Source organism: Streptomyces sp. NPDC057682 (genome assembly GCF_042799575.1).
Lineage (GTDB): Bacteria > Actinomycetota > Actinomycetes > Streptomycetales > Streptomycetaceae > Streptomyces.
Genome location: NZ_JBHVIN010000027.1, coordinates 11186 through 35578 on the forward strand (window position 1 = coordinate 11186; position 24393 = coordinate 35578).

General features: G+C 73.0%; 13 protein-coding genes. 4 read left to right on the plus strand and 9 right to left on the minus strand.

Annotated elements, in window-relative coordinates; genetic code table 11:
- Positions 1-5 precede the first annotated feature (5 nt).
- From ACFVDM_RS36085 to ACFVDM_RS36105, 5 genes are all read right to left on the minus strand, one after another.
- The gene (locus ACFVDM_RS36085; RefSeq protein ID WP_383650837.1) at positions 6-1061 is read right to left on the minus strand and encodes an MDR family NADP-dependent oxidoreductase; all 1056 of its coding nucleotides are present in this window, start codon (positions 1059-1061) and stop codon (positions 6-8) included.
- Positions 1058-2758 carry a phytoene desaturase family protein gene (locus ACFVDM_RS36090; protein ID WP_383650840.1) on the minus strand — a complete coding sequence of 567 codons (1701 nt, stop codon included), beginning with the start codon at positions 2756-2758 and terminating at the stop codon, positions 1058-1060. Before ACFVDM_RS36090 ends, ACFVDM_RS36085 begins: the two co-directional genes overlap by 4 nt.
- On the minus strand, positions 2755-4437 hold the full coding sequence (locus ACFVDM_RS36095) for a phytoene desaturase family protein (protein ID WP_383650843.1): 1683 nt from the start codon (positions 4435-4437) through the stop codon (positions 2755-2757). The genes ACFVDM_RS36090 and ACFVDM_RS36095 overlap by 4 nt, the downstream gene beginning before the upstream one ends.
- Positions 4427-13849, minus strand: a complete 9423-nt coding sequence (locus ACFVDM_RS36100; protein WP_383650846.1) for an amino acid adenylation domain-containing protein — start codon at positions 13847-13849, stop codon at positions 4427-4429. Before ACFVDM_RS36100 ends, ACFVDM_RS36095 begins: the two co-directional genes overlap by 11 nt.
- A gap of 65 nt (positions 13850-13914) precedes the next feature.
- Positions 13915-14853 carry a sterol desaturase family protein gene (locus tag ACFVDM_RS36105; RefSeq protein WP_383650850.1) on the minus strand — a complete coding sequence of 313 codons (939 nt, stop codon included), beginning with the start codon at positions 14851-14853 and terminating at the stop codon, positions 13915-13917.
- A 522-nt stretch (positions 14854-15375) separates the two neighbouring features.
- Between ACFVDM_RS36105 and ACFVDM_RS36110 the strand changes: the two genes are divergently transcribed.
- Positions 15376-17106 (plus strand): PP2C family protein-serine/threonine phosphatase, encoded by a 1731-nt coding sequence (locus ACFVDM_RS36110; RefSeq protein ID WP_383650855.1) that lies wholly within the window; start codon positions 15376-15378, stop codon positions 17104-17106.
- A gap of 13 nt (positions 17107-17119) precedes the next feature.
- On the opposite strand, the gene ACFVDM_RS36115 is transcribed toward ACFVDM_RS36110, so the two are convergent.
- Both ACFVDM_RS36115 and ACFVDM_RS36120 read right to left on the minus strand, forming a co-directional pair.
- Positions 17120-18388 (minus strand): hypothetical protein, encoded by a 1269-nt coding sequence (locus ACFVDM_RS36115; RefSeq protein ID WP_383650858.1) that lies wholly within the window; start codon positions 18386-18388, stop codon positions 17120-17122.
- Between the two features lie 39 nt (positions 18389-18427).
- Positions 18428-18940 (minus strand): SigE family RNA polymerase sigma factor, encoded by a 513-nt coding sequence (locus ACFVDM_RS36120; RefSeq protein WP_383650861.1) that lies wholly within the window; start codon positions 18938-18940, stop codon positions 18428-18430.
- A 185-nt stretch (positions 18941-19125) separates the two neighbouring features.
- Here ACFVDM_RS36120 and ACFVDM_RS36125 point away from each other — a divergent pair, with 185 nt between their 5' ends.
- Entirely contained in the window at positions 19126-19809 is a 684-nt protein-coding gene (locus ACFVDM_RS36125) for an alpha/beta fold hydrolase (protein WP_383650864.1), read from the plus strand.
- A gap of 50 nt (positions 19810-19859) precedes the next feature.
- On the opposite strand, the gene ACFVDM_RS36130 is transcribed toward ACFVDM_RS36125, so the two are convergent.
- Together ACFVDM_RS36130 and ACFVDM_RS36135 are read right to left on the minus strand one after the other, a co-directional pair.
- On the minus strand, positions 19860-20408 hold the full coding sequence (locus ACFVDM_RS36130) for a GNAT family N-acetyltransferase (RefSeq protein ID WP_383650866.1): 549 nt from the start codon (positions 20406-20408) through the stop codon (positions 19860-19862).
- 136 nt (positions 20409-20544) lie between these two features.
- Complete coding sequence (locus ACFVDM_RS36135) at positions 20545-21327, minus strand: IclR family transcriptional regulator (protein WP_383650869.1); 783 nt, start codon at positions 21325-21327, stop codon at positions 20545-20547.
- 262 nt (positions 21328-21589) lie between these two features.
- On the opposite strand from ACFVDM_RS36135, the gene ACFVDM_RS36140 reads away from it, so the two are divergent.
- Positions 21590-23221: an OPT/YSL family transporter gene (locus ACFVDM_RS36140; protein WP_383650872.1), complete on the plus strand. Its 1632-nt coding sequence runs from the start codon at positions 21590-21592 to the stop codon at positions 23219-23221.
- Between the two features lie 58 nt (positions 23222-23279).
- Positions 23280-24344 (plus strand): DUF917 family protein, encoded by a 1065-nt coding sequence (locus ACFVDM_RS36145; protein ID WP_383650875.1) that lies wholly within the window; start codon positions 23280-23282, stop codon positions 24342-24344.
- The last annotated feature ends 49 nt before the right edge of the window (positions 24345-24393 follow it).

A 24393-nucleotide genomic window follows, 5' to 3' on the forward strand; every position in this document is an offset into this window, starting at 1 on the left:
GGTGTTCACAGTTCGACGAGGACCTTGCCCCGGTGGGCGGCCGGCCCGGCGTAGAGGCCGGCGTAGGCGGTGGGGATGGCGTCGAAGCCGTGGTAGACGGTGTGGTCGCAGACGATCTCGCCGCGCCGGACCCGGCCGCCGAGATCGGTGTGCAGGGCCCGCCAGTTCTCGTCCGTGAACCATTCCAGGGAGAAGATGCCGCGGACGGTGGCGCGCGGGAACATCAGGTACGGCAGGAGCCGGGGGCCGGTGTGCTCGTTGCCCACCTGGGTCGCCCACTGCCAGCAGACCGCCACCTGGGCCCCGATGGTGAGCAGCGGGAACACCGCGTCGGTGACCGCGCCGCCGAGGTTGTCGAAGTACCGGTCGATGCCGTCGGGCGCGGCCCGTTCCAGCGCGTCGCGGACGCTGTCCGCGTCGTCCCCGTGCCGGTAGACGATCACCTCGTCGAAGCCGAGCCCGGCGAGGTGTGCGGCCTTCTCCGGGGAGGAGGTGGTGCCGATCACCCGGGCCCCTTCGAGCGCGGCGAGCTGGCCGACGAGGCTGCCGACGGCACCGGAGGCCCCGCTGATCACGAGGGTGTCGCCGGGGCTGATCGTCATGTACTTGGTGAGGGTCCCCCAGGCGGTCATCCCGGGCCCGCCCATCACGCCGAGCGCCGTCTCCAGCGGCAGGGCGTCGTCGTACCAGGCGGGGTCGAGCCTGCGGTAGGCCGGGAAGACCATGGGGAAGGTGCCGGTCGCCCACGGTTCGGGCGCCCCGGTGGAGATCAGATGGGTGCGCCAGCCGCCGAAGCCCTGGACGAGGTCGCCGACGCGGTGGGCGGCCTCGGGTCCGGCCTCCACCACCTCCATGACGGAGTCGGCGCCCATGTGCCCGCCGAGGGGGGTGTCGAGGGCGATGCCCTGGAGGTACGGATCGACGGAGACGTACCGGGTCCGCAGGAGCATCTCGTCGGGGGCGAGGTCGACGTCGATGTGCTCGACGACCTTCTCGTAGACGCGGTCCACGTCGGGGACGCCCTCGACGTGTTCGCGGAGCACCCACTTCTCGGTCTTCATGGCTTCCTCTCCGGCGGTGCGGCGGGACGGACGGGCACGGGGATGACGCGATGGGTCGGCGGGGGTGCCGTGAGGTCGACCGAGGCGGTGAAGGGTCTGCCGTCGTCGCGGCAGACGAACTGCATGACGTGGCGGCCGGCGGCGGCGGCGCGGATGAGGCCGCCGGTGGTGGCCCAGACCCCGGACTGGTAGAAGTCGCGCAGTCCGGGAAAGCCGGGGCCGTGCTTCTTGATCAGCTCTTCGAGCGTCTCGCCGCTCTCGACGAAGGGCTGCCAGCCGAGGACGGTTCCGTCGTGGTTGGCGGTGTAGCGGACCTGGGTGAGGGGGCTGGAGACGTCCCGGACCACGATCGCGTCGCGCAGGCCGGGGTGGCGCCGGTCCAGGAAGTCGACGAGGGCTTCCCTGGCCCGGCGTTTCGCCGCGTAGTAGCCGCGTCCGTGCCGTACGGGCAGGGTGTGCAGCTCCTGGCCGCCGCGGACCCGGGTGACCTGTTCGGGGCCCTCGTCCAGGGCCCGCCAGGGGGCGATGTCGCAGAAGTAGGTGGCGTAGACGACGGTGGTGCCCTCCGGGGACAGCTCGGGGTAGTGGCTGCTGCGGAACTGGACGTTGATGCTCCGGTGGCGGATGCCGGTCAGTTCGGCGGCCAGGGTCTCGTCGATGAGGTGCGTCGTGCAGGGGTCGCCCTCGGGGAAGGGGCGGTCGAGGCCGAGGAAGAGGGTGAAGTAGCCGGGGAAGACCATGCCGGGCCGGTGGATGGTCTCGGTGTAGAGCCGGTGGTAGTCCTCGCCGAGGTACCGGCCCTCCAGGAACTTCATGGCCGTCGTGTAGCCGTCGCAGGCGGAGACGACGATGTCGGCCCGCAGTTCACCGCCGTCGCTGAGCCGGACGCCGACCGCCCGGTCGTCCTCGACGATCACCGACTCGACCTTGGTGTTGTACGAGACCTCGCCGCCGAGCCGCAGATAGCGGGCCTCGATCGACCGGGCGAGTCCGAGGGAGCCGCCCTCGGGAACGCCGGCGGAGAGGTTGGCGTGCGAGGCGAGCTGGAAGTGGAAGGGCAGGACCGGGAAGGCCGGGTGCTTCTCGTACAGGATGAAGTTGAACGCCTCCCGCAGCAGCGGATCCTGGAACCGCGCCGAGAAGTCCTTCATCAGCACGGTGATCGTGGTGCGGACGGCGTTGAAGTAGGGCAGGAACGAGGCGAGCATCCGCCAGCGCTCGCGGCGTCCCATCAGCCCGACGGGCTTGAGGAACGGATAGACGGCGAGCGCCTTGCGGAAGCTGCGCAGTTGCGCGCAGAACTTCCGCACCAGCCGGGCGTCGGCGGGCGAGAGTGCGGTCAGATGGGCTTCGAGCCGGTCCGGGTCGGAGTAGAAGTGGACGGCCCGGCCGTCCGTGCCGCGCACGATGTTGAAGACGTCGAAGTGGCGGATCTCCTTGCCCTGGAGGGCTCCGAGCTCCAGCCAGATCTGGTGCATCTCGTTGCCGGGGCCGCTGCCGAGCAGCCAGCTGACGCATCCGTCCAGGGTGAAGTCGCCGCGTTCCCAGGCGGTGCAGCAGCCGCCGGGCAGCTCGTGCATCTCCAGGATCCGGGTGCGGTAGCCGTTCATCCGGGCGTAGACGCCGGTGGAGAGGCCGCCGAGCCCGGCCCCGATGATGATCATCGTCTCGCGGGGACGTCCCGTGCCGCGGCTCATGCGTCCTCGCCCTCCCGTGCCGACCACCGGTCGAGCTGCGGCAGATGTCCCAGCATCCGGGGGTGCCACGGCTCGGTTCCCTCGCTCTCCCAGGCCCGGAACTCCAGGCCGAGTTCGCGGCAGAGGTACTGGACGGCGAAGCGTCCGGTGGAGGCGGCCCGGATCAGCCCGCCCATGCCCGCCCACTGGCCGGCCATGGAGAAGCCGCTCAGGCCCGGCAGCCGCATGCGGTCCCGGCCGACGAGCCGCGACGCGATGTCGTCGGCGTCCGAGAACGCCTTCCAGGCGAGGATGGAGCCGCGCAGATTGCCGGTGTAGCGGTGGGTGGTGGCGGGGGTGGCGACCTCCAGGACGTCGATGCGGTCGGCGATGCCGGGGGTGCGCCGTTCCAGGAAGTCCCGGACGAAGTCGGCGACCTGGCGTTTGCGCCGGCGGTACTCCGTGCGGCTCTCGGTGCGCAGCTCCTTCCAGGAGGCGTAGTCGCTGAAGTAGGTGCAGTGCAGGACGGAGTGGCCCGGTGGGGCGAAGCCCCCGGAGTAGCGGGAGCGGGCCTGCACCACGAGGCTGTCCTGGAGCGCCCCGGGCAGCCGGCCGGCGTCGTCCGGGCCGAGGAGATGGGTGGTGCTGTGCGCCTCGTCCGGCTCCAGGTCGCCGCGCAGTCCGACGAAGGCGGAGACGACGGCGGGGAAGAGGGTGCCGGGGCGGTGCAGCAGATCGGTGTACAGCTTCTCGATGCGGGGGCCGGTGTACCGGCCGCCGAGCAGGTCGTAGACGGTGGTGTGACCGTCGCAGGCGGAGACGACGTGCTCGGCGAAGTACCGGCGTCCGTTGCGCAGTTCGACGCCGACCGCCCGGTCGTTCTCGACCAGGATCCGTTCGGCGCGGGCCCGGTAGGTGACCGTGCCGCCCAGCCCCCGGTACCGCTCCTCGACGGACCGGGCCAGGCCCAGCGAACCGCCCTGCGGGAAACCGGCGTTGCCGTGGTGGGCGGCCGCCATGTTGAAGAGGTACGGCAGCAGCGGGAAGCCCTCCGGGTCCTGGAAGAAGATGTTGCGGAACGCGGTGCGCAGCAGCGGGTCCTGGAAGCGGTCGGCGAAGACGTGCATCGGGGTGGCTGCGGTCCGCCAGAACAGCCGGAAGGCGGGGAGGACCGTGCGCAGGGTCCGGGCCCTCTCCCCCACGGTGCGCAGGGCGGGTGCGGTCAGGAACGGGTACAGCTCGATGCGGATGAAGCGCCGCAGATCCCGGGTGAACGCGCGGATGAGGGGGGCGTCGGCGGGTGACAGCTCCAGGAGGTGCGCCTCCAGCCGGTCGGGGTCGTTGTAGAAGGTGACCGACCGGCCGTCCGCGGCCTCGACCTTGTTGAACAGATCGAAGTTGGTCACCGATTTGCCGTCCAGGGCCCCGAGTTCGCGCCACACCCGGTGGGCGTCGTTGCCCGGGGCGGTGCCGATGAGCCATTCGATGCAGTAGTCGAAGAGATAGCCCTCGCGCGACCAGGCGGTGCAGCAGCCGCCGGGCAGTACGTGCTTCTCGAAGACGCGGGTCCTGGCCCCGCTCATCTGGCCGTAGCAGCCGGTGGAGAGGCCGGCCACGCCCGCGCCGAGGACGATGACGCGGGGCGGGGTGCCCGGGGCGCGCCGCCTGCTGGTCCAGTCGTCCGGGTACTCATCCGCCATGGGCCGCGTCTCCCGTCAGGGCGGACCGCACGAGTGCGGCGTTGCGGGGCAGGTGCTTGGCGTCGAGCAGGTCGGCATGGGTGCCGGAGCCGCGCAGGACGGCGGTGGCGGTGGTGGAGCTGCCGTGCCAGGTGCCCTGCTGCCCGGCGGCGTAGAGGGCGGCCTTGTCCTCGTCGGTGATCACGCTGACGGCCGCGGCGACCGTGCCGGTGTTGGGGGTGCGCCCGCAGAAGGCGAGGTACTCGGCGGCGTGGGCGAGGGTCTCGTGGGCCACGGCCTCGGAGCCGGTGTGTTTGCGCAGGTGCTCGGCGAGTTCGCGCTCGAAGGCGGCGATGCCGGTGGCGTCCGGTTCGTACGGGGTGAGGATGCGGCGGGAGTCGAGGATGACGACGTGGCCGACGCGGCGGCCCCGGCGCTCCAGCTCCTTGGCGGTCTCGAAGGCGAGGTTCCCGCCGAGGGAGTAGCCCAGCAGCAGGCAGGGGCCGTCGGGCTGGGCGGCCTCGACGAGGTCGGCGTAGCGGGCCGTCTTGCCGTCGCCGGGCAGGTAGTTGAAGCCGATGACGGTGTGGTCGGGGAGATGGGCGGCGAGGCCCCGGTAGTCGAGCCCGTGGCCGCCGGCGGGCGGGAAGCAGAACAGGGCGGGGCCCTGTCCGGCGTTGAAGGTGAGGAAGGGCAGTTCGTCGGTGTCCGTGCCGAGCAGCACGTCCTCGACGGTGGCGGCCATGCCGTGCAGGGTGGTGACCTGGTAGAGCCTGCTGACGGGGACGCCGACGCCGAACTCGGTGCGCAGACGGTGGAGCAGTTCGATGAGCTTGATCGAGCTGCCGCCGAGTTCGAAGAAGTCGTCCTCCAGTCCCACCCTGTCGCGTCCCAGGAGGGCCTTCCAGTGCCGGGCGACGCTGATCTCGTAGAGGGTCACCGGTTCCTCGTGGGGCCGGTCGCCCTCCCCTGCCCGGGGGGCGGGCAGGGCGGACGTGTCGACCTTGCCGTTGGCCGTCAGCGGCAGGGCGGGCAGTTCGGTGTAGTGGGACGGGATCATGTACGAGGGCAGGGAGCGGGCCAGATGGCGGCGCAGGCCCCGGACGTCCAGGGCGGCGCCGGGCGCGGTCACGCAGTACGCGCAGAGTGCAGCGTCCCCGCCCGTGTCGGTGCGTACGGTGACGACGGCCCGGACGAGCGCGGGCCACTGGGCGAGGTGGGCCTCGATCTCGCCGATCTCGATGCGGTGGCCGCGCAGTTTCACCTGGCCGTCGGTGCGGCCGAGCAGATGGACCCGGCCGCGGGCGTCCCAGCGGGCGAGGTCGCCGGTGCGGTAGAGGCGTTCGGGGCGGGCGCCGGTGCCGTGGCCGAGGGTCCGGGTGACGAAGCGTTCGTCGGTCTGGGCGGGGTCGCCCGCGTAGCCGAGGGCGACGCCGGGGCCGCCGATCCAGAGTTCGCCGGGGACGCCTGGCGGGACCGGTTCGCCGTGGGGGTCGAGGACGTGGAGGGTGCTGTGGGGCAGGGGCCGGCCGATGGGGACCATGGCCCCGTCCTCCAGGTCGTCGACGGGCCCTTCGAAGCAGGCGCTGTCGATGGTGGCCTCGGTGAGGCCGTAGGAGTTGACGAGCCGGGTGCCGGGTCCGCACAGCCCGGCCAGCCGGCGGTACTCCCCCACGCTCCAGGCGTCCGAGCCGACCACCAGCAACCGCAGGAAGTCCAGCCGCAGCCCTTCGCGTGCGCAGTGGTCCATCACCCCGCGCACGACGGCGGGAACGAACTCCGCGCAGTCCACCCGTTCCTGACGCATCGTGCGGTAGAGCCGGGTGGTGTCGAAGAGCAGGTCCCGGTCGGCGAGGACGAGGGTGCCGCCCGAGCACAGGGCGCGCACCAGGTCGCCGGTGAACACGTCGAAGGACGGTTCGGCCATCTGGAGGTGCGTCCGGACCTCGGTCTCCAGCCGGTACTCCAGGCGCCAGGCCTCGTAGGCGGAGGCGAGGTTGCGGTGGCTGACGCGGACGGCCTTGGGGCGTCCGGTGGAGCCGGAGGTGGTGATGACGTACGCGGCCGATTCGGGACCGGCGGCGTCTCCGGGCCCGTCCGGGTGCGGGGCCGTGCGGGCCAGGTCGGCGAGGGTCGGCGTCGCAACGGCCCAGGCCCCCTTGTGCTCCGGCGCGGTGTCGTCGGCGACGACGACGAGCGCGGCGCCGGTGGCCGAGACGAGGTGGGCGAGCCGGTCGACGGGCTGGCCGGGCCGCACCGGGAGGTAGGCGGCGCCCGCCCGCAGCACGGCGAGCAGGGCGACGACCAGTTCGGGCGACTTGTCCAGGCAGAGCACGACCACCGAGCCCTCGCCCACGCCGAGCGTGCGCAGCCGTGCGGCGGTCTCGTCGGCCCGGCGGACCAGTTCGGCGTAGGTCAGCCGGCGCGGCTCGCCGCCCGGGACCGGCAGGGTCACGGCGACGGCGTCGGGGCGTTCGGCGGCCCTGCGGGCGATCAGGTCCTGCACCGGTACGAAGCCGGTGTCCCCGGCCGGTGCGGGGAGCGGCAGGGCCGGGCGGCTCCACTCGTCCAGGAGCCGTTCCCGCTCCCGGTCGCCGAGCATCCCCAGCCGGGACACCGGCCGGTCGCCGGGCGCGCGGGTCATCCCGTCCAGGAGCCGGAGGTAGTGGCCGGCCATGCGGCGCACGGTCTCGGGGAGGAAGAGGTCGGTGTTGTACTTGAACACGCAGTGGAAGCGGCCCTCCGCCTCGTCCTCGTAGGCGGACAGGGTGATGTCGAACTGTCCTTCCTCCTCGGGGAGTTCGATGTACTCCAGGCGGTATCCGTACTGCTCGGTCGCCACCTTGTGGGTGAGCAGGATGAACATCGCCTGGAACACGGCGGAGCGGCTGGGGTCGTGCTGGAGGCCCAGTTCCTCGACGAGGAGGACGAAGGGGTACTCCTGGTTGTCCAGGCCGCCGAGCACGGTCTCGCGGACCTGCCGCAGCAGTGCGGTGACCGTGGGGTCGCCGGTCAGGTCGGCGTGGAGCGGGAGCGGGTTGACGAAGTAGCCGTAGACGGAGGCGAAGTCCTGCCGGGTGCGGCCGGTCACGGGGCTGCCGACGACGAGGTGGTCCTGTCCGGAGTAGCGGTGCAGCAGGAGGTAGTAGGCGCTGAGCAGCACCATGAACGGGGTGACGCCGTGGGCCTGGGCCAGGGCGTGGACGCGGGCGCTGAGGGCTTCGTCGAGGACGAAGAACTCCGAGGCGCCGTTGTGGGTCTGGACCGCCGGACGGGGCTTGTCGACGGGCAGGTCCAGGAGCGGGACCTCGGCCGGCAGGTGGGAGCGCCAGTAGTCGAGCATGCCGGCCGAATCGGGCCCGGCCAGGAAGGCGTTCTGCTGGTTGAGGAAGTCGAGGTAGCGGGCCGTCACCGGCGGCAGCTCGGGCTCCTGGCCCCGGCGCAGCGCCTCGTACACCGCGAGGAGTTCCTCGATGAAGGTGAAGGTGGAGATGGCGTCGGAGACGATGTGGTGGACGGCCTTCATGATGATCCAGCGGTCCGGGCCCCGCTTGAAGAGGCGGAAGCGGACCAGGGGGTCGTGGGCGAGGTCGTAGGGCTTGCGGTACTCCTGGACGATCGTCGCGTGGATGGACTCCCAGTCCTCGCCCCGGACGTCGAAGAGCGCGACGTCGGCGGGGGCGTCCTCGGAGACCTGCTGCACGGCCTGCCCGTCCACCAGGAGGAAGTTGGTGCGCAGGGCCGGGTGGCGGGCGACGAGGCGGCGGACCGCCTCGAACATCAGGTCCGGTTCGAGGGCGGCGTGGACCTCGACGGCTCCGCCGATGTTGTACGCGTACCCGTCGGGGTTGAGGTGCTTGAGGAACCAGAGCGCCTTCTGGTTCTGCGTCAGCGGGTAGCTCCGCTCGTCCTCGTGGAGGGCGACGGCCGCGGTGGTGCCGTCCGGTCCGCCGGCCGAGGCCAGGGCGGTGAGGCCGTCGTGGAGCTGGTCGGCGAGTTCGCCGGCCGGGGTGCCGCTGAGCAGGGCGACCACGGGCAGGGCGACGCCGAGGTCGGCGTGGACGCGGGCCCGCAGCTCCATGGCGAGGAGCGAGTCGAGACCGAGGGCGCCGAGGTCGGTGGCGGGGTCGACGCGGTCGGGGCCGGTGCGCAGCACGGTGGCGGCGAGCGCGGCGAACCGTTCGGCGACCAGGGCCCGGCGGGCCTCCGGTTCGGCGGCCCGGAAGGTGTCGAGGAATCCGTGGCCGGAGGCGGCGTCGCGGGGCGGGGCGGCGGCGGCCGCGAGGTCGGCGACGAGCGGGGGCGGGGACGGGTACCAGGCGAGGAAGACGGGCCAGTCGACGACGGTGGCGACGACGAGCTGGGCGTGGTCCTGCCCGATGACGCGCTCCAGGACGGCCATGCCGGCCTCGGGGGACAGCGAACTCATGCCCCGGCTGTGCAGATAGTGGTCGACCAGGCCGAGTTCCTCGATCATGCCCGTGGCCCAGGGGCCCCAGTCGAGGCTCAGCGCGGGCAGTCCCTCGGCGCGGCGGTGGTGGGCGAGGGCGTCCAGGAAGGCGTTCCCCGCGGCGTAGTTGGTCTGACCGGCCGTGGTGAGTAGGGAGGCGACCGAGGCGAAGAGCACGAAGTGTTCGAGGGGTTCGTCCCTCAGGTGCCGGTGCAGGAGGTGGGCGCCGACGGTCTTGGGGTCGTGGACGGCGTCGAAGGCGGCCCGGTCGAGATCGGCGACGAGGGTGTCGCGGACCTGTCCGGCGAGGTGGAACACCCCGCGGACCGGCGGTGCCCCGCTCGCGCGGTGGGCGTCGAGCCAGCCGGTCAGGGCGTCCTCGTCGGTGATGTCCAGGGTCGCGAGGACGGGCTGGGCTCCGAGCGCCTCCAGCTCGCGCAGCAGGCCCGTGGCCCGGCCCTCGGGGGTGGCGGGGTCGAGGCCGGCCCAGGTGTCCCGGGGCGGCACGGGGGTGCGGCCGACCAGGACGAGCCTGCGGGCCCCGCGGCGGACGAGGGTGCGGCAGAGCAGCCGGCCGAGCGCGCCGAAGGCGCCGGTGACCAGGTAGCTGCCGTCGGCGCGCAGCCGGGGCGGCAGCGGCCGGGTCAGGGACTCGGCGGGGCGCAGCCGACCGGTGCGGCGGACGCCGTCGCGCAGGGCGATCTCCGCCTCGTCGTCGCTCAGGGCCTCGGCGAGGAGTGCTTCGGCCTCGGCCCGGTCGCCGTCGGGGCCGGGCCGCCGCCGGGGGTCGAGGTCGATGAGCTTGCCGGGGTGTCCGATGAGTTCCTGGTGCCGCAGGACGCGGCCGATGCCCCAGGCGGGCGCTCCGAGCGGTTCGGGTCCTTCGCCGGGCAGGGCGGGCTGGGCGCCCCGGGTGACGATGTGCAGCCGGCCCGCGCCGTCCCGGGCCGCCAGGAGCCGGGCGAGGACGATCAGGGAGTAGGCGCCCGCGCCGGTGTGGTCCCGCAGGGCGCTCCGGTCGCACGCGGCGAGGGCGGGGGCGTCGAGGTTCCACAGATGGAGGACGGTGCCCCGGAAGGGCGCGCCGTCGCGGTCGAGGTCGGCGAACAGGCGGCGCAGGTCGTGGTCGGAGGCGGGGTCGACGGTGTACGTGGAGCCGTCGGCGGAGGCGGTGTAGGCCGTGCCCCGGCGTACGGTGCGGCAGCGTTCGCCCCGGGCGGCCGCGAGGGCGGCGAAGGCGTCGGCGAGGCCGCCGCCGTCCGCGAGGAGCAGCCAGTCGTGGTCCTGCGGGGCCTCGTGCGGGACGGCGTCGGGCGCGGGCGGTTCGTGGAGCGCGGTGCCGGGTCCGGCGGCGTGGAGCCGGGCGGCGGGCAGGGGCGGGCAGTCGGTCCAGACGGGTTCGACGAGCCAGGAGTCGATGGTGGTGCGGGCGACGGCGGTGGCGGCCTTCTCCACGTCGGCGGCGCGGAAGCCCTCCACGCGGCCCAGCGGGGTGCCGTCGTCGGCGTACAGGGCGATGTTGCCGAGGGTGGTGTCGGCGTCGGCGGGGAGCAGGGTGGCGTGGGCCCAGAACGGCTGGTCGCCGATGGGTTCGAGGGCGATCTCGTCCAGCGAGAGCGGCAGTCTGATCCCGGCGTCCGGGGCGGGGCCTTCGAGGACGAGGGGGGTCAGCAGGGTCTGGAAGCAGGCGTCGAGCAGGACGGGGTGGAGGTGGTGGGCCCGTGCGTCGTCGCCGATCGCGCGCGGCGGCCGGATGCGGGCCAGGACCTCGCCCGCGCCGATCCACACCTCTTCGACGGCCTGGAAGGCGGGTCCGTAGTGGTAGCCGAGGCCGGCCAGCGCGGTGTAGCAGTCGGGGCCCTTCAGATGGCGCAGGCTGCGGGCCCGGATCGCGGGGGCGTCGAGCGGCGGGGTGGTGCGGCGGCGTTGTCCGGTGCGGACGGTGCCGGCGGCGTGGACGGTCCGCTCGCCGTCCGCTCCGGTCGGCGAGGCGATGGTGAAGGTGGCGTTCTCCGGGGAGATCGCCACCTCGACGGTCCGGTCCTCGCCGTCGGGCAGGAAGAGCGCCTTGCGCAGTTCGATTCCGGCGAGGACGGCCGTGGTGCCGCCGGTGAGCCGCAGGACCGCCTGGGCCGCCATCTCGATGTAGCCGGCGGCGGGGAAGACGACGGTGTCCTGGATGCGGTGGTCGGCGAGGTAGGGCAGTTCCTCGGTGTCCAGCCGTGCCTGCCAGGTGGGTTCCGCGGAGTCGGTGCGGCGGCCGAGCAGGACGTGGTCGCGCCGGCCGAGGCGGACGCGGGCGACGGGGGCGGGTTCGGTCCAGTAGCGGTCGCGGCGGAAGGGGTGGCGGGGCAGGGTGACCGGCCGTCCTGCGGGCTGGAGCAGCGACCAGTCGACGGGGACGCCCAGGGTGTGGAGCGCGCCGAGCGAGGCGGCGAAGCGCTCGCACTCGTCCTCGCCGCGGCGGATCGAGGGCAGGGTGAGACCGGTGGTGCCGGTGGTGTCGAGGCATTCGCGGATCGCGTGGCCGAGGACGGGGTGGGGGCCGATCTCCAGGAACACGTGGTGGCCGTCGCCGGCGAGCCGGTCGACCGCCGAGCGGAAGCGCACCCGGTCGCGGACGTTCCGCCACCAGTAGGAGGCGTCCAGCTCCTCGCCCCGCGCCGTCCCCTCCGTTCCCGTCAGGTACACCGGCACGCGGGCAGCGCGCGCCTCCAACGGGGCCAGTTCTCGAAGGAGTTCGTTCTTGATCCGTTCCATGACGACGCTGTGGTACGGGACTTCGACGCTGAGGAACTTCACGAAACGCTGTTCGTCGCGCAGTTCCTCGGCCAGCCGGGTGAGGGCCGCCTCGTCCCCGGCGAGGGTGACCGCGGTGGGGCTGTTGACCGCGGCGACGGAGACCCGGTCGCGGTAGGGGCGTACGCGGCGCTCCGCCTCGTCCTCGGTCAGGGCGACGGCGAGCATGGTGCCGGTGCCCGCCAGGGTCTGCTGGAGGCGGCTGCGGTGGACGGCGATCCTGGCCGCGTCCCGCAGGGAGTAGACCCCCGCGGCGTGGAAGGCGGCGATCTCGCCGGTGCTGTGGCCGACGACGGCGTCCGGGCGCACCCCGTAGGACCGCCAGAGCGCGGCCAGGCCGGCCTGTACGGCGAAGTTGGCGGGCTGGGCGAGCCAGGTCCCGCTCATCCGGGAGGCGGACTCGTCGGCGGTCAGTTCCTCGACGAGGGACCAGTCGGCGAATTCCCGCATCGCCCGGTCGCAGGCGGTGACGGCGTCGCGGAAGACCGGTTCGTTCTCGAACAGCTGACGGCCCATGCCCCACCACTGGGGGCCCATTCCGGTGAAGACCCAGACGAGTTTCCGGTCGTCGCTCCCCCGGGCCCGGCCCCGCACGATCCGGGGGTGCGGTTCGCCGCGTCCGTGGGCGGCGAGCGCCTCGTCCAGGGAGTCGGCCGAGGAGTAGACGACGGAGAGCCGTTCGGGCAGGTGCTGGCGGCGGTGGGCGAGGGTGTGGCCGAGGTCGTCGAGGGCCGGGGCCGGGCCGTTGTCACCGGCGAGTTCGCCCCGGATCCCGGCGGCGGCCTCGGTCAGCGCGTCGGGGTGGCGGGCGCTGAGCGGCAGGATGCTCCACGATCTGCGGGCGGGCGGGGCGGGGTGCGGGACCGGCGGGGCCTCCTCCAGGACGACATGGGCGTTGGTGCCGCCGAATCCGAAGGAGTTCACCCCCGCGCGGGCGGGTCCTTCGTGGTCGGGCCAGTCGGTGGCCCGGGTCGGGATCTCGTAGGGGAGGGCCGCCGGGTCGATGGCGGGGTTGAGGGTCTCCAGGTTGATGTGGGGCGGGATCACCCGGTGCTTGAGGCTGAGGACGGTCTTGATCAGGCCGGCGATTCCGGCGGCGGATTCGGTGTGGCCGATGTTCGCCTTGACCGAGCCGACGTACGCGCGGGCGCCCGGGGCCCGTCCGACGGCCAGGGCGCGGGCCAGGGCGTTGGCCTCGATCGGGTCGCCGACCGGGGTCGAGGTGCCGTGCGCCTCCATGTACTGGAGGTCTCCTGGGGTGATGCCCGCCTCGGCGCAGACCCGGAGGATCAGGTCGACCTGGGCGTCGGGGCTGGGCACGGTGATGCCCTGGGTGCGGCCGTCCTGGTTGACCCCGCTGCCGAGGATCACCGCGTGGATCCGGTCCCCGTCCCGCACCGCGTCGTCCAGCCGCTTCAGCGCGACCAGGCCGACGCCTTCGGCGCGTACGTAGCCGTCGGCGGCGGCGTCGAACGTACGGGAGCGGCCCCCGGGCGACAGGAAGCCGCCCTTCGTCTCGGCGACGGTGTACTGCGGGGCCATGTGGAGCAGGGTGCCGCCGGCCAGGGCGAGATCGCTCTCGCCGTTGTCCAGTGCCTGGCACGCGAGATGGACGGCGACCAGGGAGGAACTGCACGCGGTGTCGACGGAGAGGCTGGGGCCGCGGAAGTCGAAGCAGTACGAGATGCGGTTCGACACCATCGTCATCATGGTGCCGGTCGCGGTGTGGGCGGCCAGGGTGGTGAAGTCCAGGTCGGCGAACTGCAGGATCTTGTAGTCCAGGGTGAACGCCCCGACGTAGACGCCGACGTTGGTGCCGGCGAGCGCGTCGGGCCGCTGGCCGCCGTCCTCCAGGGCCTCCCAGGCCACTTCGAGCAGTTTGCGCTGCTGCGGGTCCATGTGGTGGGCCTCGCGGGGGCTGATGCCGAAGAACGCCGGGTCGAACGCGTCGAAGCCGTCGATGTATCCGCCGCGCCCGCCCACGAGGCGCCCGGGTTTGTCGCGGTACCGGCTGCCGAGGGTCGCCACGTCGTAGCGGTCGGGCGGGGTGGGCGTGATGCAGTCCTTGCCCGCCACCAGGTTCCGCCAGAACGTGCGGTGGTCCGAGGCCCTGCCGGGCAGGCGGCAGCCCATCCCGACGATGGCCACCTTGGACCGTAACGTCCGGTTGTTGGCGTCGGACATGTCGAACTCCTCACGTGGTGATGGAACGTCGGGGGCGGTGCGGTCGCGGGCGGGTGTCCCGCCGGTCAGGGCCGGGGGCCCTGCGCGGGCCCGCGTCGCCAGGGGTGCAGGAGGGCCGCCAGGACCTCGCCGGTACCGGGGAAGGCGGCGGGGTCCTGGAGGCCGACGGCGGCCGGTGCGCGGCCCGGCCGCCAGGTGAAGCTGCCGAAGAGGTGGTCCCAGCAAGAGAGGTCGGAGCCGTAGTGGCCGGCTTCGGCCAGATCGGTGCTGTGGTGCAGACGGTGCTGTTCGGGACTGGCCAGCAGATGGTTGAGCGGTCCGATGCGGACGTCGATGTTGGCGTGGACGAAGTAGCCCTGGGCGGCGACGAAGAGTCCGGTCACCAGCACGGCCGGACGGGAGAACCCGACGAGGGCCAGGGCCAGCTGGACCAGCCCCTGCGCCAGGACGATGTCCAGGACGTGGTTGACGCCGTTGTTGGCGACATTGACCTTCTCCGGCACATGGTGCACACCGTGCAGCCGCCAGAGCAGCGGGTTGCGGTGGCCCAGCCGGTGGACGAGGTAGCTGGCGAGCGATCCGGTGAGAAGGGCGCCCGGGATCTCGACCCCCAGATGGTGGGTCGGCTCCGCCGGCGAGATGAGGCCGACGGCCAGCGAGACGAGCAGTTGCGCCAGTCCGCTTCCGGCCATGGTGAGCAGGAAGTAGAGACCGTAGAGGCGCCACTCCTGCTTTCCCGGGTGCCAGGTCGGCTCGTAGGGAATCAGCCGTTCCAGCACGACGAGATAGGCGATGACCCCGATGAGGAAAAGCGGGCTGACCCAGGCCGGGTCCCATCGCTCCCGCACCGCGAACACACCCACGAGAATGACCGCGAGGAGCAGGACCGGATAAGCGGTCGCACAGAGAAATCGAGCCATGGAATTACCGGCCGCACCGCAGCGGGAAACCGAATGACCGGCCGAATAGATTTCGCCATCGGCGGCACGCTCACGCTCGTCCATCCGTGACCCCCACAGGAGACGGTAACCGAAAGAAGGAACGATGCATCCCATCGAGGCAGGTCAGATCAGCCCTGGGCGCATCGGTGAACCCGGGGAGCGACCCCGGACCCGAACGGAAAGATTTCAGACGCCCGGCCCCGACAGAATTCGGCCGTGGCGTGAACCGATGCCTCTACCCCCATCGGCCCAGATCATTTATTTCCCGATCCCACGGCTTTAACCATGCCCGGCTCCGAGAAATTATCCAGCCTTATCGGATGCGATCGGCAATACGAGAGGAGTCCCGCGGAAGCTCCGCACGCATTTATGTGAGGAATTACTTCGTAGGATCATCGATGCACTGGGGGACAGCGCATTTCGGTGCGCCGGTCCGTGCTCGTCGCGCCGGGGCGCGCCTCCGGGCGTGAAACAAAACTCCGGCCCTCGCGACGCGCCCCGGATCGCGCGAGGGCGCCGCCCCCGGCTGGCGCGCCCCGCCGTGCGCCTCGATGCTGTTCACACACGGCACCGAGAGGGCCCGCTATGCCCATGGACGACCCCGCTCCGGCGGACGGCGCGCGCGCCCGTCTGGAACTGCGGGCGATCCGTGCGCTGCTGGACGCGCAACGCCGGAGGATCACCGCCTACGCGGCGCTGCACCCTGCCGAGGGCGAGGCCCGCGCCCCCTGTGTGTCGCCGGAGGGAGTCCTCGTGACGCCCCCCGGGGGCCAGGAGGTGCTGGACGCGCTGCCGATGGCAGCGCTGCTGCTGGAACCCGTTTTCGACGCGGACGGGGAACTGCGCGACGCCCTGATCCTGGGCCGCAACGCCCTGGCCAACGCCTACGGAACCGCGCGCACGCCGGTGGGCGCGGCCGCGCCCCCGGGCGGACCGCATTGGCTCTTCGCCCGCTACCCGGCCCTGGCCGGCACGGCCGTCCCCCGGATGCTGACCGAGGCGTACCGCGAGGGCGCACCGCAGGGGCCGGAAGGCGTGGAATGGCTGGCGAACACCCGCACGGGGCCGGTGCGGGGCAACGGGGAGGCGCGGATCGCCCCCTGTGGCCGCCACTTCCTGCTCACCTGGGAGCGGGGCAGCCGCCTCCGGATGGCCGCCGCCGCGCAGCGGCTGGTGCGCAGCTGCTGGGCGGAGTGGAATCTCGGCGATCCCGGGATCCTGCCCTCACGGGGATTCCGGCAGGTACTCGGACTGGCGGAGGGCGACCCCGTACCCGATCTGTACGAACTGGCCGCCACGGCCCAGCCCGCCAGCCTGCCCGCGCTGTACCAGACGCTGTACGACGTCATCCTGCGCAAGCGCACCACCGCGTGCGAGCTGCGCCTGCGCGGCCGGGGCCGGAAGGTGTTCCGCATGGTCGCCGAGCCCGTGCGGATCGCCCCGGGGAGCCTGACGTGGGCGGTGCGGGCCGTGCTCGTCGACGTGACGGCGGATCTGCGGCGCCGCGAGGTGGCGCGGCGCGCGGAGCGCGAGGCCCGGCGGGAGCACGAGCGCGCCGAGGCGGTCGCGGAGATCGCCGATGTGCTGCGCGAGGCGGTGCTGCCCCACTTCCAGGACGAACTGGACGCCTACGGTCTTCAGGCGGCGGCCGTCTACCGCCCCGACGCCCGCGAGGCCGGGGTCGGCGGTGACTGGTACAAGGCCCGCCGGCTGCCCGACGGCCGGCTCCTGATCGCGCTGGGCGACGCCCGGGGGCACGGCCTCGCGGCGGCCACGCTGATGGCGAAGCTCCGGTACGCGCTCGCGGGGCTGGCCTACACGGAGGAGCCGGTCGAGCGGCTGACGCAGTGGCTCAACGAGGTGGCCTGCGCCGACGGCACCGAGTCCACCGCCACCACGATCATCGCCCGGTTCCATCCCGAACGCGCGCTGCTGCGCTGGACCTGTGCCGGGCACCCGCGCCCGGTCCTCGTGCGCGGCGGCCGCGCGGTCCCGCTGCCGATGACCGGCACGGGACCCGGGCCGCCGCTCGGCGTGCTGTCCGGGGTGACGTACGACGCCACGGAATCTCCGCTAGAGGTCGGTGACATCGTCCTGATGTACTCGGACGGCCTCACCGAACTCCGCCCGGCCGATCCCGACCGGGACACGCTGCGCTTCCTCGAAGCGGCGGACCGGTGCTTCGAGGAAGCGGCCCCGGGGCCCGGCCACACCGGGCTCCAGGACTACGTCGAACGCCTCGTGGCCCGGCTGGACGGCCCGCACCGGACCGATGACGCGACCCTCCTCGCCCTGCGGCGGATCGGGACCGCGTAGGGGACGGCGGTCGCTACTTCCCCGCCCAGACCGGGTTCGTGGCGATGGACCGCAGCTGCGCCATCGTCAGGGCGGGCTCCTCCCGGGTGGCCTTCGTGTTCTGCGCGCCGGAGTTGAACGCGGAGACCACGACCCGCAGACCGTCCGTGCGCAGGGTGTCCACGGTCCACATGTTCACGCCTTCGCCGCCCTTCTCCCCCGGGCCCTGGTGGGAGACGACCTTCATCCCGTCGGGCAGGACGTCCGCACCGCCGAACAGGTCGCTCTCGACGTCGGACATACGGGGCTGCACATTGATCTGGACGAGGGAGGCGCCCTTCCCGTCGTCCACGACGACGTACGCGAAGCCCTCTTCCCCGTTGCGGGCGGTCACCTTCACGGAGGCGGGCAGCAGCGCGGTGAGCTTGCGGAGGATCGCCTTGCCGTCCTGGCCCTGTGCCGGGGGCTGTCGCACGGGCTCGCGGGGGGCCTTCTCCAGGGCCTCCATCACGGGCCGCCAGGCCTTCGACGTGACGAGCGCCTTCAACTGCGCCGCGCTGAGCGGGGGTTCGTCACGCGTGGTGGCGGCGTCCTTCTCCGCGGGGGCGTTCCACTCACTGGCGTCGACGGTGTAGCCGTCGCGGGTCACGAGGTAGGCGTGCCACCACTTGGTGTCCACGCGCTTGTCGGGGTACTCGTAGCCCCGCAGCACCATCAGGCGGGAGCCGTCGGGCAGTTTCTCGCTGCGGCAGGAGTCGTACGGGACGTAGACCTTGTCGGGGCAGGCGACTTGTTCCTCCGCCTCGCTGCCGGACGGGTCGACGGCGCCGATGCCGACGCTGATGGCCGCCTTGCCCCGGCCGTCGTCGTGGACGAGCGCGGCCATGGGCCCGCCCGGGTCACCGGTGCCGCGTGCCGAGCGTTCGGTGATCTTCCCCTTCGGCAGCAGTCCCTCCAGTACGGCACCGACCTGCCGCGCCGAGAGCTGGGGCCCGGTGCCGGCCGCCGACGCGGCGGAGGAGGCGGCGGCACCGCTCGCCGCCGGCCGCGCGGCCACGGGTGCGCCGCCCGGCTCGTGGCCGAAGGCACCCGCCGCGTACGAGGCGCCGAGGCCCACGACGGCCAGCGCCGCGACGCTGCCGGTGACGGCCGCGGCCCGGCGCCGCCGCACCCCGCGCCTCCCGCGAGCGACACCGCCGTCCACCAGCGGGACGCCGTCGGCGGAGAAGGTCTCCCCCGTGCGGCGCAGCGCGTCTCCGAGTCCCGTCTCGAACGGGTCGCGGTCCTTCCGTGTTCCAGACATGCCCAACCACCCTGTGTCGTCTTCGTTGATTACCGCTGATCAGCGGTCGGCGTACTCGGCGAGGCTGCCGCCGAGGAGCGTCCGCAGCCGGGCGAGTGCCCGGGTGCTGCGGGTGCGTACGGCCGCGGAGCTGACGGAGAGGGCGTCCGCGGTCTCGGCGACGGACCGGTCCTCCCAGTACCGCAGCACGACCACCGCCCGGTCCTTCGGCGGCAGCTGCCGCAGCGCGTCCAGGAGGGTGATCCGCAGCGAGGTGTCGGCGGACGCCGTCGTCCCCGCGGTCTCCGGTATCGCGTCGCTGGGCCGTTCGCCCGCCGAGCGCCGCCGCCGGTGGGCGAGGAAGACCCGTACGAGCACGGTCTGCGCGTACGCGGCGGGGTTGCCGAGCGTGGCGCTCCGGCCCCACACCATGTACATCCGTCCCAGCGTCTCCTGCACCAGGTCCTCGGCGAGATGGGTGTCGCCGCTGGTCAACAGGCACGCGGAACGGAACAAATGCCCCGTGCGCGCCTGCGCGAACTCCCGGAAGGCTCCCTCCTGGGACCGCCTCATCCGCCACCCGTTCCCCTGGCCCGACCGCTTACATCCCTACAGATGCGGCAGGGGTGAGGAAATGTTTCATGCCGATCCCGTGGATGTGCGCGCCGGGTCGTCGGATCCGGCGGCGGGGGCGTTGTCAGTGCCGGCGGGTAGCGTGCGGGCACGCCCGAACTTCCTCCACCCGCCCGGGAGACACCATGGACATTCTGCTCATCGCCGGTCTCTGGCTCGACGGCTCGGCCTGGGACGAGGTCGTGCCCGAACTGACCGCGCTGGGCCACCAGCCGGTCGCCCTCACGCTTCCGGGGCAGGGCGACGGCGCCACCGCCGCGACGCTGGAGGACCAGGTGGCGGCCGTGGTCGCGGCCGTGGACGCCTCCCCGGGCAGACCTCTGGTGGTCGGGCATTCGGCGGCGGCGACGCTGGCCTGGCTGGCCGCCGACGCACGGCCCGCGAAGGTCGCGAGGACCGCGCTGATCGGTGGCTTCCCCGCCCCCGACGGGCGCGCGTACGCCGATTTCCTGCCGATCGGGGACGGGCAGCTGAGGTTCCCGGGGTGGGAGCCGTTCGAGGGTCCGGACGCGGCCGATCTGGACGGGCCCGCCCGGAAGGCCTTCGAGGCCGCCGCGCTCCCCGTTCCCGAGGGCGTGGCCCGGGGCGTGGTGCGCCTGACGGACGAACGCCGCTTCGCCGTGCCCGTCGCCCTGGTCTGCCCGGAGTTCACGCCCGCCGAGGCGAAGGAGTGGATCGCCGCGGGCGACAGTCCCGAGCTGGCCCGTGCCGCCGACGTCACGTACGTGGACATCGACTCGGGGCACTGGCCGATGTTCACCCGCCCCCGGGCCCTGGCGGAGGTGCTGGCGGCGGTCGCGGAGGGCTAAGGGGGGTCCCGGTGCCGCGGAAGGCTCCCCCGGCACCGGCTGAGCGCCGGTCAGCGGCGCACGCCGAACCACTGCTCGGCGCCGTACTCCTCGAACCGCTCCACCTCCGTGAACCCCAGCTGCGCCGCGAGGCGCATCGCCGGGGCGTTGTCGGTCCGGGTGGTGAGGACGACCGGCTCTCCGGCCCGCGCGCCGGCGCACCAGCCGAGGGCCGCCTCGCAGGCCTCGGTGGCGTAGCCGCTCCCCCAGGCCTCCGGCAGGAGCAGACAGCCGAGTTCGGTCTCGCCGCCCTCGGGACGCACCCGGCCACGGCGTTCGGGGGCGCGGCGGTCCAGGGTGACAATGCCGATCATCGCGCCGTCGCGGGCGGCCACGAAGAGGCCGGGGCGGCGGCCGGGCACCTCCGGCATCGCGCGTTCCAGCGCGTCGCGCGGCTGCGCGCCACCGGTGTGCGCGGCCACCTCGGGCGAGGAGAACAGGTCCACGAACACGGCGCGGTCGCGGGCCTCGGAGGGGCGCAGCACCAGGCGTCCGGTGCGGATCGGGGCGGGGGGCCATGCCTCGTGGGCGGCCGTGCGGTCCTGTCCGGGTGCGGTCATGGCGGGCAACCTATCCCAGGCCGGGCGGGGGTGACGGGCGGTCACCCGTACCGCTCCCCCGCTCGCCCCGTACTCCCGGATTCCGCGACCGGGTTCCAGGATCCGGAACTCGCCACCGGCTGCGGCACCGACGCGGTCAGCGGGCCGTCGCGGTGTCCACGTAGCGCAGCCAGTAGGGATCGCCGATGCGCTTGCCGACGCGCAGGGCGGCGTCCCGGACGGCCCGGCCGAAGCGCGCCGCGTTCTCGTCGTGGACCTCGCGGGCGGGCAGGGCGATCCCGATGCCGAAGACCTGGCCGGTGTCGCCGTCGAGGACGGCGGCGGAGATCCCGGCGACACCGGGCACGTACTCGCCGCGCGAGGAGTCCCAGCCGTCGGCGCGGACCCGGGCCAGGCACGCGGTCAGCTCACCGGGGGTGCGCGGGGCGGATCCGGTGCTCTGTTCCAGGCGGGCGTCGACGAGCCGCAGCACCTGGGCGTCGTCGAGGCGGGCGAGCAGGGCGCGGCCCATGGAGCTGGCGTAGGCGGGGGCCCGGGTGCCGGCCGGGGTGTAGGCCTGGAGGGCGCCCGTCGTGCCGATGCGCATGTGGAGCACCAGCGACTCGGCGCCGTCGAGCACGTCCACGTATCCGGTGTATCCGATGTCGGCGACGAGCCGGGCCAGCTCCTCCTCCAGGAGCGAGGCGGTGCTGCGCGAGGCGCGCAGATGGTACGAGGCCTCCATGACGAGGGGGCCGGGGCGGTAGGCGCGGCTCACCGGGTCGCGGTCGAGGAAGCCGTGATCGGCCATCATGCTCAGCGTCCGCGACACCGAGCTCTTCGGCTGCTCCAGCGCCGCCGACACGTCCGTCACGGTCAGATCGCGCTGCAGCCGCGCCATCAGCTTCAGGACGTCGCGCGCGTTGGCGAGTGTGCTCACCGTTCTCCCGCCTCCCCCGGGTGCTCCCCGAGTCGTGTCGTCCGATCGTAAGCGCCCCGGTGCCCCGGCCCCGACCGGCCCTCGTCGCACCGCGGGGCTGCCCACATGCCGAGAAGCCCGGGAGCGGCCTTGACGGCGCAGTCCGCCGTAGGCATGATCCAGGAGATCCAGATATTCACACCCTGTTCCATATTTTAGAACTGCTCGGCGGAGTCCGACAACAGGCCGCAGGACTCCGCCCCACACGGAAGCACCGGGAACCATGACCACTGACGCCCCGCCCCGGGCCGGGACCTCGTCCGCCGAGCACGGCGAACGGCGCCATCCCCGCGCCCTGGCCCCCGGCAATCTGATCCTCACCGTGGTGCTCAGCGTGTTCGGCGCCGTCGTGGGCGTGCAGCTGCTGGCCACGCTCGGCGTCACCCCGAGCACCTCGCTGATCGGCGCGCTGGCGGCGATGACCCTGGCCCGGCTGCCGTTCGTGGTGTTCCGCGGCTTCCGCTCGGTCCACGCGCAGAACCTGGCGCAGACGAGCATCTCCTCGGCCACGTTCGGGGCGGCCAACAGCCTCTTCCTGCCGATCGGCATCCCGTTCCTCTTCGGGATGGACGACATGATCGTCCCGATGCTCATCGGGGTCTCCGCCGCGATGCTCGTCGACGCCTGGCTGCTGTACCGCATGTTCGACACCCCGGCCTTCCCGGCGGCGAACCCGTGGCCGCCGGGGCTCGCCGCCGCCGAGGCCATCAAGGCGGGCGACGAGGGCGGCCGGCGCGCGAAGGTGCTGGGCCTGGGGCTGCTGACCGGTCTGGCCGGTGCCGTGTTCGCACTGCCGATGTCGGCGTTCGGCGTGGCCCTGATCGGCGGACTCGGCGCCATGGCCGCGTTCGGGACCGGGCTGCTGTTCACGCAGTACGCGGACCCGCTGTTCGGCCTCGACCTGAACAGCATGTACCTGCCGCACGGCATGATGATGGGCGCCGGTCTCGTCGCCCTGGTCCAGGTCGGCCGCACGGTCCTCGCGGCCCGGCGCACGCACACGCCCCGCGCCGCCGGTGCCGCGGCCGAGGACACCGGGGACGGCGCACGCCGGCTGGGCCGCTCCCTGCGGCTGGGCTTCGGCGCCTACCTCGTCATCTCCGTCCTGCTGGCCTTCGGCACCGGCGCGGCCACCCACATGTCCCCCGGCATGCTGATCGGCTTCCTGCTGTACGCCTCCGTCTCCGCCTTCCTCCACGAACTGCTGGTCGGCATCGCCTCCATGCACTCCGGCTGGTTCCCGGCCTTCGCGATCGCCCTGATCACCCTGCTCCTGGGCATCCTCATCGGCTTCCCGCCGGAGGCCCTGGTCGTGCTGTCCGGCTTCACGGCCGCCACCGGCCCGGCCTTCGCCGACATGGGCTACGACCTCAAGGCCGGCCATCTGCTGCGCGGCGAGAACGCCGACCCCGCCTTCGAGCTGGAGGGCCGGCGCCAGCAGCTCGTCGCCGCGATGATCGGCTTCGTCGTCGCCATCGCCGTCGTCCTCGTCTCGTACCGGATCTTCTTCGACAGCGGCCGGACCGCGCCGATCGACGCCGCGTACGTGGCCGCGATCAAGGCGGGTCCCTCGGCCGAGACCGCCCGGCACCTGGCGCTGTGGGCGGTCCCCGGGGCGCTGGTGCAACTGCTCGGCGGACCGCGGCGCCAGCTCGGCATCCTGCTGGCGACCGGACTGCTGATCACGACCCCGATGGCGGGCTGGATGGTCGCCGCCGGACTCGCCGTCCGCGTCCTGGCCCCGCGTCTGCTCGGCCCGAAGGCCAAGGACGATCTGGAGGTCTTCGCCGGGGGCGCGATCGCCGGCGACGCCCTCTACTCCTTCGGCAACGGCGTGTTCAAGGCCGTCAGATAGCCCCTCTCCACCGCATGTCACGACCCCCCGCATCGAAACACCCTGGGAGACCCCTCCGATGAAGCGACAGCTGACCCATGACGACCTCCGCGCGGCCGTGTACGGCGGTGCCGTACTGGGCGGTGGCGGCGGCGGGTTCGTCGAGCGGGGCCTGCGCACCGCCGAACTGGCCCTCCAGGTGGGCACGCCCGAACTGTGGACCGCCGACGAGTTCGCGGCCGACGACCTGACCGCGACCGTGGCCCTGGTCGGCGCCCCCGCCGCACCCGACCCTCAGGTCCTGCCCACGCACCTGCTGCGCGCCCTGGAGCTGCTCCGCCGCGAACTGCCGCGCGACCTGGTCGCCGTCCACACCAACGAGAACGGCGCCGAGACCACCGTCAACGGCTGGTTCCACTCGGCGATGACCGGTCTGCCCGTCATCGACCTGGCCTGCAACGGACGCGCCCACCCCTCCAGCGTGATGGGGGCGATGGGTCTGCACCACGAGGACGACTACCGCTCCAGCCAGGGCTACGCGGGCGGCAAACCGCACACCTATGTGGAGGGGGCCGTCTCCGGCGGTCTGGAGGCCACGTCGAACGTGGTGCGCCGCGCCTCCGTCGAGGCGGGCGGCTGGGTGGGCGTGGCCCGCAACCCGGTCGAGGTCGGCTACGCGGTGCGCAACGGGGCCCCGGGCGCCATCGGCTTCGCGATCGAGCTGGGCCGGCGCTTCCTGGCGGGCGGTGTGCTCGGCGCGGCCCAGCATCTCGGCGGCGAGATCGCGGTGACCGGCACGGTGCGCACGTACCGCTGCGCGCAGCGCGAGGGCCTGGACGTGGGCGTCGCCGTCCTGGACGACGCGGCCGGCACCACGCTGCACTTCGTCAACGAGTACATGGCGCTGGACGTCGACGGGGAGCGCCGGGCCTCCTTCCCGGACCTGATCACGACCTTCGACGAGGACGGGCAGCCGCTCGCCTCCGCCGATGTCGCCGTGGGCACGCGGCTGAGCGTCCTGGTCGCCCCGGCCGAGAACCTGCTGCTCTCCACGACGATGTACATGCCCGAGGTGTACGCCCCGGTTGAGGAGCTGCTGGGCGTCCGCTTCGCCCCGCAGGCGAAGGCCCTCTCCCGCGTCTGAGCCGGACGGCCGCACGGGCCCGCTCCCACGTCCTCCGGACGGGGGCGGG